The sequence below is a fragment of the Rhizobium sp. 3T7 genome (assembly GCF_020166565.1).
In the GTDB taxonomy this organism is placed as follows: Bacteria; Pseudomonadota; Alphaproteobacteria; order Rhizobiales; family Rhizobiaceae; genus Rhizobium.
In genome coordinates, this window is record NZ_JAIQXS010000009.1 from 215,101 (window position 1) to 232,080 (window position 16,980).

Sequence of the window (16,980 nt, forward strand, 5' to 3'; positions counted from 1 at the left end):
AGAAAATGATAAAATCCGTATCCACTAAGCCCTACCAGGATCAGAAGCCGGGCACGTCGGGCCTGCGAAAGAAAGTCCCGGTATTCCAGCAGCCGAACTATGCCGAGAACTTCATCCAGTCGATCTTCGATTCGCTGGAAGGGTTCCAGGGCAAGTGCCTTGTCATCGGCGGCGACGGACGCTACTACAACCGGGAAGTCATCCAGAAGGCGATCAAGATGGCCGCCGCCAATGGCTTCGGCAAGGTGATCGTCGGCAAGGGCGGCATCCTGTCGACCCCGGCAGCCTCGCACATCATCCGCAAGTACAAGGCCTTCGGCGGCATCATTCTCTCGGCCAGCCATAACCCGGGCGGCCCCACCGAAGACTTCGGCATCAAGTACAATATCAGCAACGGCGGTCCGGCGCCGGAGAAGATCACCGACGCGATTTATGCGCGCACCAAGGTGATCGACACCTACAAGATCGCCGACTTCGCGGATGTGAACCTCGATCGCATCGGCAAGGACGAGCTGCCTGGTGGCATGATTCTCTCGGTGCTCGATTCGGTCGAAGACTACACGGCGCTCATGGAAGAGCTGTTTGACTTCCAAGCCATCCGCAACCTCATCAGCCTTGGCTTCCGCATCGCCTTCGATGCGATGAGCGCCGTCACCGGCCCCTATGCGAAGGAAATCTTCGAAAACCGCCTCGGCGCCCCGTCCGGCTCGGTCCGCAATTTCATGCCGCTGCCCGATTTCGGTGGCCACCATCCCGACCCGAACCCGGTTCACTGCAAGGAACTCTACGACGAGATGATGGGCGACGATGCGCCCGATTTCGGCGCAGCATCCGATGGCGACGGCGACCGCAACCTCATCATCGGCCGCGACATCTTCGTGACGCCGTCCGATAGCCTTGCGATCCTGGCGGCCAACGCCCATCTCGCGCCCGGCTATTCCGGCGGTCTCGCCGGCATCGCCCGCTCCATGCCGACCTCTGGTGCGGCCGATCGCGTCGCCGAGCGCCGTGGCATCGGCATGTACGAGACGCCGACCGGCTGGAAGTTCTTCGGCAACCTGCTCGATGCCGGGATGGCGACGATCTGCGGCGAGGAAAGCGCCGGCACCGGCTCCAACCACGTGCGCGAGAAGGACGGCCTCTGGGCGGTTCTGCTGTGGCTGAACATTCTGGCCGTCCGCGGCGAGAGCGTCCAGGACATTGTCACCCAGCACTGGCAGACCTATGGCCGCAACTACTATTCGCGCCACGACTATGAAGGCGTGGATACCGACGCAGCAAATGGCCTGATCGCCAACCTGCGCAGCCAGCTTGCTTCCCTGCCGGGCCAAGCCTTCGGCCCACTGAGAGTCGAAAAGGCAGATGACTTTGCCTATCACGACCCGGTCGACAAGTCCGTCAGCGAGCATCAGGGCATTCGTGTCCTCTTCGAAGGCGGCTCGCGCGTCGTCTTCCGTCTCTCGGGAACGGGAACATCGGGCGCCACCTTGCGCGTCTACCTCGAGCGGTACGAACCGGATTCCACCCGCCACAACATCGAGACGCAGCAGGCGCTCGCCGATCTTATCGCCGCCGCCGAGACCATCGCGGATATCCGCAGCCGCACAGGCCGCGATGCTCCCTCCGTGATCACCTGACCGGAGCAGCATGGCGGCGAACAAATCCGGGCAAGGCGGGGCAAGCATCTTTGAGACCGGCGTTGATTTCGCCGTCTGGTCGCACAATGCCGGACAGATCGAGTTGTGCCTGTTCAGCGACGACGACAAGGAACTGGCCCGCCTGCCGATGGAACGCGGCGATGACCATGTCCATCGCCTTTTCGTCGACGGATTGAAGGAAGGCGCGCGCTATGGCTACCGCGCCGATGGCGTCTATGCGCCTGACAGCGGGCTCTGGTTCGACCCGTCGAAACTGCTGGTCGATCCCTACGCCAAGGAACTCGATCGCCCCTTCCACCACGATCCCCTGCTCGGCGCCTTCGGCGCCGAGACACAGCATCTCGTGCCGAAGGCGGTCGTCACCCGCGATATCACGGTGAGACCGGCAAAGCCCCTCTTTAAGCCGGGCGGCTTCGTCTACGAAGTCGCTGTCCGGCCCTTCACCATCCTGCATCCGGATGTCCCCGAAGCCCAGCGCGGCACGGTCGCGGCTTTGGCACATCCCTCGGTGATTACCCATCTCAAGCGCATCGGCGTCGACGCCGTCGAGCTCATGCCGATCACCGCCTGGATCGACGAGCGCCATCTGCCGCCGCTCGGCCTGCGAAACAGCTGGGGCTACAACCCCATTGCCTTCATGGCGCTGGATCCGCGGCTTGTCCCTGGCGGCATGGCGGAACTACGCGACACCGTTGCGACGCTCCATGCGGAAGGCATCGCCGTCATCCTCGATCTCGTCTTCAACCACACCGGCGAAAGCGACCGCTTCGGCACGACGCTGTCGCTGCGCGGCCTCGACAATCTCTCTTTCTATCGCCACCTGCCCGGTCGGCCGGGCGAACTGGTCAACGATACCGGAACCGGCAACACCGTCGCTTGCGATCATCCCTATATCAGGCAGTTGATCATCGACAGCCTACGCCACTTTGTACTCGGCGCAGGGATTGACGGTTTCCGCTTCGACCTCGCCCCCGTGCTTGGCCGCACGGGAAACGGGTTCGTGGCACATGGCGAAACGTTGACGGCGATGCTCGCCGATGATGTGCTGGCGGACCGCGTAATGTTCGCCGAGCCCTGGGACATCGGCCCAGGCGGCTATCAGCTCGGCAATTTTCCGGCACCATTCCTCGAATGGAACGACCGCGTGCGCGACGATGTCAGGTGCTACTGGCGCGGCGACGACTACAAGACCGGCCCGCTCGCGACCGCCCTTGCCGGCTCCTCCGATATTTTCTCCCGAAACGCCGGGACAGGGACGCGCAGCGTCAACTTCCTCGCCGCCCATGACGGCTTCACGCTGAGGGATGTCGTGTCCTACAGCGGCAAGCATAACGAGGCGAACGGTGAGCAAAACCGCGACGGCCACAACGAGAACCACAGCTGGAACAACGGTGTCGAGGGCGAAACCCGCTACCCCGATATCATTCGCAAGCGCCATGACGACCTGAAGGCGCTCCTCTCCACGCTCTTTGTCACCCGCGGCAGCATCATGCTGACGGCAGGCGACGAAGCCGGCCGCACTCAGCGCGGCAACAACAATGCCTATTGCCAGGACAACGAGATCACCTGGGTCGACTGGGCAGCGCTCGACGACGAACTTATCGCCCATACCGCATTCATCTGCGGCCTGCGCAAGCGCTTCTCCGCCTTCTCGGAAATGGGCTTCCTCAACGGCAACGGCGATGTCGAATGGATCTCGCCCTCCGGTCAGCCGATGAGCGTGCAAGAGTGGGAGACGCCGAACTTTTCCACGCTCGGAATGGTGCTTTCGACGCGCGATGGCCAAACCAATAAGGCCACGCGGCTGGCGGTTCTCTTCAATCGCTCGGGCGGCGAGGAAATCTTTACATTACCCGGACCGCCGTCATGGCGGCTTCTTGCCCCGGATGCGCCGAAGAAATCCGCAACTTCTGCCATCGTGCCGCGCCGCTCGGTCGCTTTCTATCTCGAAAGTTGATCTGACGGGCTCCCGCCTGCAATTCCTTGTCGCAATCGTCACAATCCCATTGTAAGGCTTGCGCAGCCGCTTTCTCATGGGGAATCAATGGCCAAGGAAATTTCGCTCGCGGATGTACGTGGGTTGGTCGGCACTGAAACCGGCCTCTCGGACTGGATTGTCGTCGATCAGGCGATGATCGATGCGTTTGCGCATGCGACCAGCGACCATCAGTACATCCACGTCGATCCGGAGCGCGCTGCGTCAAGTCCCTTCGGCGGCACCATCGCCCACGGCTTTCTTACCCTCTCGCTGCTCTCGGCGATGAACTACAACGGCCTGCCGAAGGTCCGCGAACAGACCATGGGCATCAATTACGGCTTCGAGAACGTCCGTTTCCTCTCGCCGGTCAAATCGGGGGCACGCATCCGCGGCCACTTTGTCCTCGCCGAAGCTCGCTTTCGCGGCGCTGGCATGCTGATGACGACCTATGAGGTCACAATCGAGATCGAGAACGAGAAGAAGCCGGCGCTCACCGCGCGGTGGATCACCATCATCCAGTTCGACCCCAAGGACCGGCCGGACGACGCGTAGACCTTATGCTCTTGACATTGGTGGGCGGTGTTTGACGCGTCGCTATGGCGCGCCGTTGATTTCAACGATGTTGCGATCGGGATCGAGCAGATAGGCTTGTGGAAACCCCGCCGGGCCATTGCGCCTGACACGCAACCGCCAGGGATCGCCCTCTGGAGCATCCTCGCGAAAACCCTTCGCAATCAGCCCCCGGATACATCCCTCGAAATCATCGGTACGGAACGCGAAATGTCCGTCGGTCGTGTCTATGGTCGCCGCACGCCGGAAGGTTCCGGCCGGATTGACAATGATGTGGACCTGCAACGCCCCGCAGGCGAACCACGCTCCAACACTACTGAAAGGTGGCCTCTCGATTTGCTTGAGACCGAAGACATTGCGATAGAACGCGACCGAACGGTCGAGATCCATGGCGACAATGGAAACGTGATGCAGCATCATCGAAGACATCCCCCACTCGTTGCGACGCCGCTTCGAAACGGACCGCGCGCACCCGGTGGATGATGACACGAATGACAGCCGTCATACAACTTCAAGCCGATCGGGGACGGCACAAGAGCACCATCCCCGGCCGGGCATTGCAAGTTAGCAGCGCTTAATGCGCCGCGTCTTCGGCGCCCTCGGCCAGCAGGCCGAATACGAAATCCGCAAACGAACGCCAGCATTCGACTCGGAATGTATCGTCCTCGGTGCGGAAGAGCACGATCTCGGCCTTTCCGAACAGCGTGCGCGAGCAGGCGCCGACCGGGAAGACCTCGAGCGACAGATCCTGCGGGCAGCCCGCAGAGATCGTCGCTTCCGCCCCGGGGCCGGAGACGATAATCGCGACGTTTCGATGCGAGACGTCGGTGGCCGAATGCAGCACGCCCGACTTGGCGAGCGCACCCATCAGGTCTGCCCCGGATTCGTCGATGACAAGCCATTCATCCGGGCCGAGCCAGAGGGCGGCACGACCACCCTTGCGACCGGAGGTTTTCGGGGAAGCCGGCACCGTGACACCAAGCGCGGAGGAAAGAGCTTTGAGCGACTCCGCCGGCGCGCGAAGCGCCACGCGGCTTGCCGCCGGGGCTGGCGTCAGCCGTACCGTGGCCGAGCCGCCATGCTGGCCGGAAAGAGCGGATCTGCGAACTGCCATATCAGCCATTGATGCGGCCTCCTTCCTTGTCAAAGAACACCATATCAGTCACCTCGACGGCGATCGTCTTGTCAGGCATCGGCACATAGAGCGTTTCGCCCGTCCGTTTGCGGCCATCGGCGACCAGCGCAAAGGCGATCGATCGTCCAAGATTTTCCGACCAGTAGGACGAGGTCACATGGCCGAGCATCGTCATCGGCTTCGGCTCGTTCGGGTTGGCGACGATCTGCGCACCCTCTTCGAGCACCAGATTGGGATCCTTGGTGACGAGACCGACGAGCTGCTTGCGGCCTTCCTTCACCAAATCCGGTCGCTTCAGCCCGCGAATGCCCACGAAATCCGTCTTCTTCTTGGAAACCGCCCAGGAAAGACCGGCATCGTGAGGCGTGACGGTACCGTCCGTGTCCTGTCCGACGATGATATAGCCCTTCTCGGCACGAAGAACGTGCATCGTTTCAGTACCGTAGACGCAGGCGCCGAGCGGCTCTGCATTGGCCCAGACCGCTTCCAGCACCGATTGGCCGTAGTCGGCCGGCACGTTGATTTCGAAGCCGACCTCGCCGGTGAACGACACGCGGAACAGACGCGCCGGCACGCCCATGACCGTGCACTCGGCAACGCTCATATGCGGGAAGGCTTCGTTGGAAATATCGACGCCCTCGACCAGCGGGGCAATGATCTCGCGTGCCTTCGGCCCCTGCACGGCAATGACCGCCCATTGTTCGGTCACCGAAGTCAGCCATACCTTGAGATGCGGAAATTCCGTCTGCAGATAGTCTTCCATGTGGTGAAGAACGCGCGGCGCACCGCCGGTCGTCGTCGTCACATGGAAGCGATCGTCAGCCAGACGCCCGACGACGCCGTCGTCGTAAACGAAGCCATCTTCGCGGGTCATGATGCCGTAGCGGCACTTGCCGGGCTTCAGTGTGTCCCAGGCGTTGGTGTACATGAGGTTCATGAACTCGGCGGCGTCGGGGCCGACGACTTCGATCTTGCCGAGCGTCGAAGCATCGAACACGCCGGCGACATCGCGCGCCGTCTTGCATTCACGGGCGACCGCCTGATGCATCGTCTCACCGGCGCGCGGATAGAACCAGGCGCGCTTCCAGTTGCCGACATCCTCGAACACTGCACCTTGCGCTTCTTCCCACTGGTGCAACGGCGTCTTGCGCGCCGGGTCGAACAGCTCGCCGCGCGAATGCGCGATCAGCGTACCGTAGGTGACCGGCGTGTAGGGCGCACGGAAGGTCGTCAGACCGACCTGTGGGATCTCCTTGCCCAGCATTTCGGCGGCAATCGCCAGACCATGCATGTTGGAGAGCTTGCCCTGATCCGACGCCATGCCGTTCGTGGTGAAGCGCTTGATATGCTCGATCGAGTGCATGCCTTCGCGCACGGCAAGGCGGATATCCTTGGCACAGACGTCGTGCTGGAAATCGATGAACGCCTTGGTGCTGGTCTCCGGACCCGCCCCTTCGGCGGCGCCGATCATGCCGCCAGTCCACTGATGCGCCTGCTCGGCGGTGATGGCGATCTTGCCGCCGGATGGTTTGCCGACCGCCTGGGCCATCAGTTCACCCGCGGCAAGCGATTCCTCGATCGTCTGCTGCAGATCATCCGTGCCGTTGCAGGCGCCAACGGAGAGACAATCCTGCGCATAGGTGCCGGGCAGGAAGCGCTGCGTTTCCGGCTCAAACTTCACCTTGCCGCGCGACTGCGAGAACAGGTGCACTGAAGGCGTCCAGCCGGCCGAGACCAGCAGCGCATCGACCGCGATCTTGCGTGGAGAGCCGCCGCCGTTGCGGGCAACTGTCATGGACGAAATGCGCAGCTTGCCCGAGGTGTTGACGACCGATTGACCGGCGAGTACGTCGATACCCAGCGAGCGGGCTTCCGCCAGAACGACGGCACCCGGCGTCTGCCGGCAATCGACGATCGCGGCGATCTCGACACCGGCGCGTTTCAGGTCGAAGGCGGCCTCGTAGGCAGAGTCGTGCGCCGTGTAGACGCCGACTTTCTGGCCGACGGCGACGCCGTACTGGTTGAGATACATGCGCGCGGCCGAGGCCAACATGATGCCCGGACGGTCGTTGTTCGGGAACACCATATGGCGCTCGATCGCGCCGTTGGCGAGGATGACACGCTTGGCGCGCAGCTGCCACAGACGCTCGCGCGGCAGGTGTCGGCTCGGGTTTGCCACATGGTCGGTAACGCGCTCTGCGAGACCGACGAAGTTGTGATTGTAATAGCCGAAAGCGGTGGTGCGGGTGAGAACCTGCACGTTGTCCATTGCCTTCAGGCTGGCAACGGTCTTCTGCGCCCACTCATAGCCGCCGAGACCATCGATCTTGACGCCGCTGTCGAAACGCAGCGCACCGCCGGCTTCCGCCTGTTCGTCGCAGAGGATCACCTTGGCACCGGCATGAGCCGCAGCAAGGGCCGCCGAAAGACCGGCGACGCCGGCACCGACGACCAGCACGTCGCAATGCGCGTAGCGGCTGGCATAGTGATCCGGATCGGCTTCCTTGGGGGCCACGCCGAGACCGGCTGCGCGACGGATCATCGGCTCATAGACATGCTTCCAGGCCGCCTTCGGCCACATGAAGGTCTTGTAGTAGAAGCCCGCCGCGAAGAAGGGCGACAGCAGATTGTTGATGCCGCCGATATCGAAGGACAGCGACGGGAAGCGGTTCTGGGATTCGACGATCATGCCGTCGAAGACTTCCTGCACCGTGGCGCGCACGTTCGGCTGCTTACGGGCGCTGTCGCGCGCAACGTCGATCAGCGCGTTCGGCTCTTCGGCGCCGGCCGAGAGAATGCCGCGCGGGCGGTGATACTTGAACGAGCGGGCGACCAGATGGATGTTGTTGGCAATCAGCGCCGAGGCGACGGTATCGCCCTCGAGCGCCGTGTAGCTCTTGCCATCGAAGGTAAAGCGCGCAGTTCTGGCAGGCGTCAGGCGGCCCTTGCCTGCAATACGGTTCGTGCCGCTCATTGTGCTTCTCCTTCGAGCGCTTCGTAGGTCTCGACGGGAGCGTGTGGAACGGCGGCTTCGCCGATCGCGGGCTTCGGCTCGCCTGCCTTGTAGGTCATGATGAACTTGTCGCTGATCGTGTCGCGCGCCGCGTTGAAGAAGCGGCCGCATCCGTGCTGGTGGCGCCAGCGTTCGAAGATCAGCCCCTTCGGGTTGTCGCGCAGGAAGAAATATTCCTCGAACGCCTCATCGGAGATGGAAGCAATGTCGGTCGGGCGAGCGATATGGGCATCGCCGGCGCCACGGAATTCGAGCTCGGAGCGCTCTTCCTGACAGTATGGGCAGTAGATAAGAAGCATGGTGTCCTCGTGTCAGTGGGCGACAGCGGCAGCGGCGGCTTCGTCGATGAGACGGCCAGTGCGGAAACGGTCCAGCGTCAGGCCGGCATTGAACTTGTGCACCTCGTCGCGCGCGATCAGATGCGCGAAGAGATTGGCCGAACCCGGCGTCGCCTTGAAGCCGCCGGTGCCCCAGCCGCAGTTAACGTAGAGCCCCGCAACCGGCGTCTTCGACTGGATCGCCGAACGGTCCGGCGTGTTGTCGACGATGCCGCCCCACTGGCGCATCATCTTGACGCGGCGGAACATCGGGAACAGCTCGCAGATCGCATCGAGTGTGTGCGTAATGATCTGCAGACCGCCGGTCTGGCTGTACGAATTGTACTGGTCGGTGCCGGCGCCGATGACGAGCTCGCCCTTGTCGGACTGCGAGATGTAGGCATGCACCGTGTTGGACATAACCACGCAGGGGAAGATCGGCTTCAGCGGCTCGGACACCAGCGCCTGCAGCGGGCTCGATTGCAGCGGCACGCGCACGTCGGCCATCTTCATGACCGTCGTCGTGTGGCCGGCCGCCGAAACACCGACCTTCTTGGCGCCGATGAACCCGCGGTTCGTCTCGACACCCGTGACGCGCCCGTCCGGGCCGCGGCGGATGCCGGTCACTTCGCAGTTCTGGATGATGTGGACGCCGCGATCGGACGCCGCACGGGCATAGCCCCAGGCAACCGCATCGTGACGCGCCGTGCCGCCGCGACGCTGCAGGGCAGCGCCATTGATCGGATAGCGGGCGCTGGCAGAGATATCGAGCGGCGGACAATAGGCCTTGGCCTGCTCCGGCGTCAGCCACTCGTTGTCGATACCGTAGAGGCGGTTGGCATGGATATGGCGCTTGAAGGACTGTTGGTCATGCACATTGTGCGACAGCATCATCACGCCGCGCGGCGAATACATGACATTGTAGTTGAGATCCTGCGACAGGTTCTCCCAGAGCTTCATCGAATGCTCGTAGATATGCATGCTCTCTTCGTAGAGATAGTTCGAGCGGATGATGGTCGTGTTGCGACCGGTGTTACCACCGCCGAGCCAGCCCTTTTCGAGGACCGCGACATTGGTGATGCCGTGCTCCTTGGCGAGATAATAGGCCGCACCCAGACCGTGCCCACCGCCGCCGATGATGATGACGTCGTATTCGGCGCGCGGCTCCGGCGAAGTCCATTGCTTCTCCCAGCCCTTGTGGCCTCGCAAGGCCTCCCGTGCCACGGCAAAAACCGAGTATCTGCGCATCCGCCTTCATCTCCTTCGGGGAAAGGTCCCTTCTCGTCGGCCATACAAATCGCAAATCCAAATGCGGCACAACGTTTCTTTTGCGACGCGAAGCGGCTTTTGTTTTGACACACAGCAAGAATGAATGAGATCGCGTAGTCTCTTCGCGGCGGGTAAACACCAGCGGGAAAAGTCGGACCGGCCTGCGTCGGCTTCCGGTCTCTCCATCCTTCTTATTTTAGAGTATTGGCGCTTACAATTTTTGAGCGCATAGTTCACGCGCTGCGCAAGCGCTCTTTGCGCGTTGAGGGGAGACGGCCGAGCCGGCCAAGGTCACGATCGATCCAGACATCGATATGAAAACTCCGCCAAAGAAGACAGTCGACGGGATGGCGGCAGAGGACTTCTTCGCCTACGCAACGGAACTGCTGAAGCCGCACGCCACCGACCAGCCGATCATAAGCCGGATGAAGCGGATCGGGATAGAGCCGGGCGAAAGCTTCGATAAAAGCAAGGTCGCGCCCGACATCGCCGAGGCCTTGAAAGATGTTCCGGCCGAAGCTCAAAAGCTGATGGACTGGAAAATCGCAACGCTTGCTCGCGTGGCCAACAACTGGTCGATGAACACCGACACCATGGGTGCCTACGGCAATTACTACTTGAAACGGGCGATGTCGCGCAGCTCGGGCTTGGCGCAAACCTGCCGGAGGACGCGATCTATCCGCTCAACCTCGGCGACGAGAAAGGAAATCCGCTAAACGGGGCGAGCAGCTATAAGATTCACTTCGACAAAGAGAGCCTGCCACCAGTCAAGGCGTTCTGGTCCGTCACGCTTTACGATCCAGAGGGATTCCAGGTCGCCAACAGCCTGAACCGGTTTGCCGTCAGCAGCTGGATGCCGTTCGCCTACAATGCGGACGGGTCGCTTGATCCTACTTCCAGAACAGGAGCCCGGGCGAGGGAAAAGAAGCGAACTGGCTACCGGCACCCGCAGGGCCGTTCAACCTGACCATGCGCCTTTACGGGCCGAAAAGTGAAGCGCTGACAGGAAAATGGAACCCGCCCGTCGTGGAAATGGTGTGCCAACGCTCCAACAGGTCACGGCGCAGTGACGCTTTCGCACCTGCCTCAAACGATCCGAGTGGACTGCCCACCAGACTGAGAGGCTGGCTCTATTCCATCAGGCCAAGAAAGCCCTCGCGCGCACTGGCGCGAGGCTCCTAGGAGGATGGAGCCGACTTGGGCGCAGTCCGCCGCTTCTTGGCAGGGGCGGCGGGCGTTGGCGCTTCGGCTTCTTGCTGCAAGCGCAGCGCCCTCAGCTTCTCCGTCTTCTTTTCGCGCGCCGCGGCCTCTGCCGTGATGATCGCTTTTGCTGTCGTATCGGTGGCAGCCGCCTTATCGCGCGGGGAGAGCTTGGCCGGATTGAAGAATTCGTCTTTTGAAGTCATCTGCTCTCTCTATCTAGACGGAGCCTGCCCGATGGTAGTTCAGCGGGCCGGACGGACTGCCTTCTTCGGGGCCGGAAGGAGACCTTCGCGCTGAAGCTTCTTGCGCGCAAGCTTGCGCTGGCGGCGAACTGCCTCGGCCTTTTCGCGGACACGTTTCTCGGATGGCTTTTCATAGGCGCTGCGCGCCTTGAACTCGCGGAACAGACCTTCGCGCTGCATCTTCTTCTTCAGGACACGGAGGGCCTGGTCGACATTGTTGTCTCGAACGAGAACCTGCAAATTCTTTCCTTTCATGCGGCAAACTCGTTTGCCGGTTGGTCAGAGTGGAAACTACTTCCGCACCCTAATGCTTGAAGTTTTCAACCAGGATCCGCCCTGGATATCAGCAGCCGCGTCAACTCTCGGCGTCGGCGATGCCGACTGGCTCACGTCGATATCGCTCTCAAGAATGCGCCGATCGAAGTTTTCGGTCTCGAATCGAACACGATACTGCGGGCGGCTGCCGTCAGACGGAAGAATCGCCGCAATCTTACAGGTCCTGCTCGCCTCTTCGGTACGAACGAAACCGTCTTTCAGAACGATGCTGTCGCCGACAGCGTATCTTGGCATTCGTGCCATTGGTCTCACCGAACTGTCTTGATCGTCAAAAAGCATAAAAGGCCGGGTTTAACCCCGACCTTCGCCATCAGGCTCTCAGCTGCCAGTACATCCGTGGTCAGCTGGGCCGAATGAGATTAGGCTGCTCGCAGGTTGTCGGCAGAATTCTTGCCGGACTTCTTGTCGCGAACCAGATCATAGGTGATCTTCTGGCCATCGGACAAATTGCCCAGACCAGCACGTTCAACCGCAGAAATATGAACGAAAACGTCCGTGCTTCCGTCATCCGGCTGAATGAAGCCGAAGCCCTTGGTGCTGTTGAACCACTTAACGGTACCTGAATTCATAACGATCTCCTTTCAATGGTCGTTACTGCCATGCGTCTATTCACAAGGCTAAGATCGATTTTGAGAGGAAATCTGACGGAGCTTCGCGCTCTTTGACAAAGGTCACAACCAACAGTCGATGACTTAGATATAACGCAAACTGCGGAATAAACAAGGCAAGGAAGCGGGCTATTTGGGTTCAGGCTGGTCGGCCAACGCCAATCCGCGAGGCGTCAGGGACACCCAGCTATGCTGGATAGCGGCCTTGTGTGGTCTCAAATAAGGGCGGGGCTGGGGACAAGCCGCGGTTTTTTACGGCAAGAACCGCGAGAGCATATGGACTTCCACCCGCCATTCTGCTATCCGCATCCTCAATCGCAAGGCTCCGGCCGCGCGAACCGTATATTTTTTGCCTCTGGCGCCTTGCCGACGCCGGCACCAACCAAACCGAAGGAACGTGATTCTCGTGCAGGTACTTGTCCGCGATAACAATGTCGATCAGGCTCTCCGCGCTCTTAAGAAGAAGATGCAGCGCGAAGGTATTTTCCGCGAAATGAAGATGCGCGACTACTACGAAAAGCCGTCGCAGAAGCGCGCTCGCGAGAAGGCCGAAGCCGTTCGTCGTGTTCGCAAGCTGGCTCGCAAGCGGGCACAGCGCGAAGGTCTCGTCGCACGCTAAGCGTAGCTGTCGTTATTTCGACGTTTTCAGATGCATGTTGGCGGGGGCGATCTATTCGCCGCCGCCTTTTTAATTGCTGCTGAAGCCCGTCCTTGAAACGGACCGGCTGCACTGGGGGAAAACGAGCCCGCATGGCTGACATCACCAAGACCCGCTCTCTGCGTTCGCCGAAAATCGCTGTTCTACCGGTTTTCGCAATCGTCACCGCGCTAGGCCTTGCTGGCTGCACGACAAGCAACACGTCCGATGCCATCATCCGCATCGATAAGGCGCAGGGCTCGCAGGAAAACATCGCCTCGCTGACCTCTGTGATCAATGCCAATCCGAAGGATCCGGAAGGCTACAACGTTCGCGGCTCCGCCTATGGCCGCGGCGGCGATTTCCGCCAAGCGTTGAACGACTTCAATACGGCGTTACAGCTCAACCCGCGTTTCTACCAGGCCTACGCCAACCGCGCGCTGGTCTACCGCAACATGGGCCAGCAGCAACAGGCGATTCAGGACTACAGCACCGCGCTGCAGATCAACCCGAATTACGACGTGGCGCTGATCGGCCGCGGCAACGTCTACCGCACCGCCGGCCAGGACGATGCTGCCTTCAACGATTTCAACAAGGCGATCCAGAACGGCACGACCGATGGCCGCGCCTATCACAATCGCGGCCTGATCTATCAGAAGCGCAATCAGCAGGACAAGGCGATCGACGACTTTTCGAAGGCGATCTCGCTCTCGCCGAACGCGCCGGAACCCTACAATGGTCGCGGCATCTCCTACATCGCGTTGAACGACGACGACAACGCATTTGCCGACTTCAATCACGCGATCGAGCTCAACGGGAATGTCGCCGAATCCTGGGCCAATCAGGCGCTGGTTTATGAGCGTCGCGGCGAAAAGGACAAGGCAGCCCGCTCCTACCGTCATGCGATCGGTCTCGATCCGAAGTACCAGCCGGCGAAGGACGGCCTCGCCCGCGTGGGCGCAGCGACGACCGGCTAAGGTATAAGCAGGAGACCGACGATGACAGGCAAACAACATGTGGTCGTCGTCGGTTCCGGCATTGTCGGTGCCTCCATCGCTTGGCACCTGGCGCGTGACGGCGCCGCCGTCACTGTCGTTGCCGAGGACATCGGCGGTGTAGCCACCACCAATTCCTTTGCCTGGATCAATGCGAGCTGGGGCAACCCGGAACTCTATTTTCACTTTCGCCGCCGCTCCATGGCCGAATGGAAGCGCTTGGCCCGCGAGCTCCCCGGATTGCCGCTGTCCTGGTGCGGCGGCATCTGCTGGGATTTGCCGCCCGATCGGCTCGAGGCGTTTGCCGTCGAGCATGCGTCGTGGGGCTATGGCATCGAACAGCTGGACCGCGCAGCAACTGCGGCCCGCGAGCCTTACCTGAAACAGCTGCCTGATTCTGCGCTCTTGGTCGCGGAGGAAGGCGCGGTTGAGCCGGTGGCGGCAGCGCGGCTGCTGCTCGCCGATGCGGAAGCCAGAGGGGCCACGTTCGTCAACGCTGCCGTCGATGGTTTTATTCGCAGTGGCGAACGGATTTCCGGGGTCGTATCCTCGGCCGGTATTATCGGCGCCGACCATGTTGTCCTGGCGGCCGGCGCCGGCAGTGCGCCCCTCGCTGCCTCCGTCGGCGTCACACTTCCCCTGGAGGCGCCGCCCGGCTTGATCGTCCACTCCCGTCCATTCGAGAAGCGGCTGAACGGCCTCGTGATGGCGACCGACCTCCATATGCGCCAGACGGCCGACGGCCGCATCATCGCCGGCTCCGATTTCGGCGGCACCGATCCGGGCGCCGACCAGGGCGCGACGGCCTCGGCACTCTTTGCGAAGATGAAGGACAGCCTGACGCAGAGCGACCGGCTGAGCATGGAATTCTTCACCGTTGGCTACCGTCCGACACCCAAGGACGGCTTCCCGATCATCGGCAATTGCGGCCAGAGCGGCCTTTATATTGCCGTGATGCACTCCGGGGTGACGCTGGCGCCGCTCGTCGGTCTACTCGCGTCTAACGAGATTCTTTCGGGTGATGCGGATCCATCTCTCGCTTGCTTCCGCCTCGGAAGATTTGGCTGAAACCACAAATCGAACAAAAATTTGCGAATTGCCGGGCGGCATGTTTTAGTGTGTTGCAACGAGCAACACCTGTCCCTAACATGCAGTCGTTTCGATAGCAGGCTATCAGGAGAGCCGGGGCGCGTTGAGGGCAATTGCGGTGATCCAGTTTTTTGCTTTCATGCCCGTAAGCGGCGGGCGCGCCGGCGTTTTCGGCTGCGTAAACCAGCGCAGTATAGGCTCATGAAAGGCCGCTTCCGCTTCTTTCCGAAGGCGTCGATCGGGACTTACCTGATCGCGATGGCGCTTGCGACGGCTCTGCCGATTTTCGCCCTCGTGGCACTTTTGTTGGCGCAGCTGGAAGACAACCAGCGCTCGATTTTGAAGCGTGAAACAGCGCAGGATGCCACCGCTCTCGCCCGGTCCATCGATCGCCAGCTTCAGGACATGGCTACAACTTTAAGGTTGCTGTCGAATTCACCGGAACTGGAGAGCAACGACTTCGCTGCCTTCCACGCGCGCACCGAAACATCCCTGCGGGCAGATAATCTCTATGTCATCGCCATCGACGAAAACGGGCAGCAGCTCCTGAACACCCGCCGGGACTATGGCGAACCTCTTGGCAAGGCTGGCAATCTCCCGTCTGTCGAAGCGGCTATCAAATCCGGCAGGATCGAAGCCTCGGATGTCTTCATGGGGCGAACGAGCGGCGAATTCGTCTACAACGTCACCATGCCGATGCGGCCTGGCAAGGTCAGGGCGTTGATCATCACGCAGAACGCCAGGGACCTTGCGAGGCTTGTCACCACGGAAGGCCTGCCGAACGATTGGTCCGCCGCGGTCATCGATCAGAGCGGCCATGTTGTGGCCTCCGCCGGCGCCACGAATATCGGCTTCGGCCAACCTTTCAATCCGAGCATCCTGCCGTCGCTGGTCAATTCCAGCGGCGTCTACGAAGATAGGCAGGTCCTGCCGAGGGCAATGTTGGGCTATGCACAGATTCCGGGCTGGTCCTGGAAGGCGGTGATCTGGGGACCCGTCGCCACTGCGCAGGCGTCGATACTGACGACATGGCGCTTTCTGGTCATCGGCGGCCTGGCGCTGATGCTTGTCGCGATTCTGGCTGCCTATGTGGTGGCGCGCCAGGTCCGCACGACGATCCGCGCGATCGCCGACATGGCCAATCGCATGGGCGAAGGCCACATCGTGGCGCCGATCGAGACCAGCGTTATCGAGGCCAACCAGGTCGCGGTCGCGCTCTCCAATGCCTCTTTCGACCGGAGCCAGACCGAGGACCGCCTGCACTTCGTGATGAACGAACTCGTGCACCGCACCAAGAACCTGCTGACCCTGGTGCAGGCGATGATGCGCCAGGTCGCCAAGCGCGCCGACAGTGTCGAGGCATACCAGGCAGCGGTAGTCGATCGCCTCGAAGGCCTTTCACGCTCGATCGATCTGCTCACCAGCGAGCAATGGGCAGGCGCATCGCTGCGGCGGGTGATCGACATCCACTTCAAGAGTTTTCCGCAGGCTGCCGAGCAGGCCGAGATATCGGGCAAGGATTTCACGCTGAGGCCCGAGGTGGTGCAAAACCTCGGCCTCGTTCTGCATGAGCTGGCAACGAATTCGGTGAAATACGGTGCCCTTTCCGTGCCACATGGCCGTGTTCTGCTGAGCTGGCAGAACGTGCGGGACGAAGAGCGTAGCGAACCCATGCTTCGTTTCACATGGGAGGAGCGTGACGGTCCGCCCGCGCAGGCGCCAGAGAACTCAGGCTTTGGTACGACGATCATCAAGAACCACGCCGCCGCCGCTTTTGGTGGCACCGTCGAAATCGCCTTCCGGCCGGAAGGCTTTTACTGGGCGTTGACGGCCCCTCGCCGCACTTTGGAGCGTGCATAGGCCACGGAACAATCCCGCTGAACGTTCGTTTCGGACAGGCTACTCGAAAGGAGGTGGCATGAAAGAGGCC

The 16,980-nt window shown here is 61.4% G+C and carries 15 protein-coding genes and 1 pseudogene; 8 read left to right on the forward strand and 8 right to left on the reverse strand.

The genetic code is table 11. From position 1 onward, the window contains the following. Positions 1 to 5: 5 nt before the first annotated feature. The 3 genes from K9B32_RS15640 to K9B32_RS15650 all read left to right on the forward strand — a co-directional run bounded on the left by K9B32_RS15640 (position 6) and on the right by K9B32_RS15650 (position 4,188). The gene (locus tag K9B32_RS15640; protein WP_224563585.1) at positions 6 to 1,637 is read left to right on the forward strand and encodes an alpha-D-glucose phosphate-specific phosphoglucomutase; all 1,632 of its coding nucleotides are present in this window, start codon (positions 6 to 8) and stop codon (positions 1,635 to 1,637) included. Positions 1,638 to 1,647: 10 nt separating this feature from the next. Beyond that, positions 1,648 to 3,615, forward strand: a complete 1,968-nt coding sequence (glgX, locus tag K9B32_RS15645; RefSeq protein ID WP_224563587.1) for a glycogen debranching protein GlgX — start codon at positions 1,648 to 1,650, stop codon at positions 3,613 to 3,615. Between the two features lie 87 nt (positions 3,616 to 3,702). Further along, positions 3,703 to 4,188, forward strand: coding sequence for a MaoC family dehydratase (locus K9B32_RS15650; RefSeq protein WP_224563590.1), 486 nt, complete (start codon positions 3,703 to 3,705; stop codon positions 4,186 to 4,188). Positions 4,189 to 4,230: 42 nt separating this feature from the next. Here K9B32_RS15650 and K9B32_RS15655 read toward each other — a convergent pair whose 3' ends face one another. The 5 genes from K9B32_RS15655 to K9B32_RS15675 form a co-directional block, all read right to left on the reverse strand. After that, the gene (locus tag K9B32_RS15655; RefSeq protein ID WP_224563593.1) at positions 4,231 to 4,626 is read right to left on the reverse strand and encodes a VOC family protein; all 396 of its coding nucleotides are present in this window, start codon (positions 4,624 to 4,626) and stop codon (positions 4,231 to 4,233) included. Positions 4,627 to 4,780: 154 nt separating this feature from the next. Continuing rightward, positions 4,781 to 5,329, reverse strand: coding sequence for a sarcosine oxidase subunit gamma (locus tag K9B32_RS15660; protein WP_224563595.1), 549 nt, complete (start codon positions 5,327 to 5,329; stop codon positions 4,781 to 4,783). After that, positions 5,322 to 8,315 (reverse strand): sarcosine oxidase subunit alpha, encoded by a 2,994-nt coding sequence (locus K9B32_RS15665; RefSeq protein WP_224563597.1) that lies wholly within the window; start codon positions 8,313 to 8,315, stop codon positions 5,322 to 5,324. The genes K9B32_RS15660 and K9B32_RS15665 overlap by 8 nt, the downstream gene beginning before the upstream one ends. Beyond that, the gene (locus tag K9B32_RS15670; protein ID WP_224563599.1) at positions 8,312 to 8,653 is read right to left on the reverse strand and encodes a sarcosine oxidase subunit delta; all 342 of its coding nucleotides are present in this window, start codon (positions 8,651 to 8,653) and stop codon (positions 8,312 to 8,314) included. Before K9B32_RS15670 ends, K9B32_RS15665 begins: the two co-directional genes overlap by 4 nt. Before the next feature lie 12 nt (positions 8,654 to 8,665). Next, positions 8,666 to 9,919 carry a sarcosine oxidase subunit beta family protein gene (locus K9B32_RS15675; RefSeq protein WP_224563601.1) on the reverse strand — a complete coding sequence of 418 codons (1,254 nt, stop codon included), beginning with the start codon at positions 9,917 to 9,919 and terminating at the stop codon, positions 8,666 to 8,668. Between the two features lie 287 nt (positions 9,920 to 10,206). Here K9B32_RS15675 and K9B32_RS15680 point away from each other — a divergent pair. Continuing rightward, positions 10,207 to 10,969 (forward strand): annotated as a pseudogene (locus K9B32_RS15680) (DUF1254 domain-containing protein); the annotation flags it as partial. A gap of 149 nt (positions 10,970 to 11,118) precedes the next feature. Here the strand turns inward: K9B32_RS15680 and K9B32_RS15685 are convergent. The 3 genes from K9B32_RS15685 to K9B32_RS15695 all read right to left on the reverse strand — a co-directional run bounded on the left by K9B32_RS15685 (position 11,119) and on the right by K9B32_RS15695 (position 12,290). Then, a complete protein-coding gene (locus tag K9B32_RS15685) occupies positions 11,119 to 11,346 on the reverse strand; it encodes a hypothetical protein (RefSeq protein WP_224563602.1) in 228 nt (75 codons plus the stop codon). A gap of 39 nt (positions 11,347 to 11,385) precedes the next feature. Beyond that, the gene (gene rpsU, locus K9B32_RS15690; protein ID WP_007527643.1) at positions 11,386 to 11,625 is read right to left on the reverse strand and encodes a 30S ribosomal protein S21; all 240 of its coding nucleotides are present in this window, start codon (positions 11,623 to 11,625) and stop codon (positions 11,386 to 11,388) included. Positions 11,626 to 12,080: 455 nt separating this feature from the next. Next, entirely contained in the window at positions 12,081 to 12,290 is a 210-nt protein-coding gene (locus K9B32_RS15695; RefSeq protein ID WP_007797690.1) for a cold-shock protein, read from the reverse strand. A 445-nt stretch (positions 12,291 to 12,735) separates the two neighbouring features. On the opposite strand from K9B32_RS15695, the gene rpsU (K9B32_RS15700) reads away from it, so the two are divergent. The 4 genes from rpsU (K9B32_RS15700) (at position 12,736) to K9B32_RS15715 (ending at position 16,910) form a co-directional block, all read left to right on the forward strand. Further along, positions 12,736 to 12,948: a 30S ribosomal protein S21 gene (gene rpsU, locus K9B32_RS15700; RefSeq protein ID WP_003585885.1), complete on the forward strand. Its 213-nt coding sequence runs from the start codon at positions 12,736 to 12,738 to the stop codon at positions 12,946 to 12,948. Positions 12,949 to 13,079: 131 nt separating this feature from the next. Then, positions 13,080 to 13,943: a tetratricopeptide repeat protein gene (locus tag K9B32_RS15705; RefSeq protein ID WP_007797686.1), complete on the forward strand. Its 864-nt coding sequence runs from the start codon at positions 13,080 to 13,082 to the stop codon at positions 13,941 to 13,943. A 21-nt stretch (positions 13,944 to 13,964) separates the two neighbouring features. Next, a complete protein-coding gene (locus K9B32_RS15710) occupies positions 13,965 to 15,029 on the forward strand; it encodes an NAD(P)/FAD-dependent oxidoreductase (RefSeq protein WP_224563604.1) in 1,065 nt (354 codons plus the stop codon). A gap of 222 nt (positions 15,030 to 15,251) precedes the next feature. After that, complete coding sequence (locus tag K9B32_RS15715; protein ID WP_224563606.1) at positions 15,252 to 16,910, forward strand: sensor histidine kinase; 1,659 nt, start codon at positions 15,252 to 15,254, stop codon at positions 16,908 to 16,910. Positions 16,911 to 16,980 lie beyond the last annotated feature (70 nt).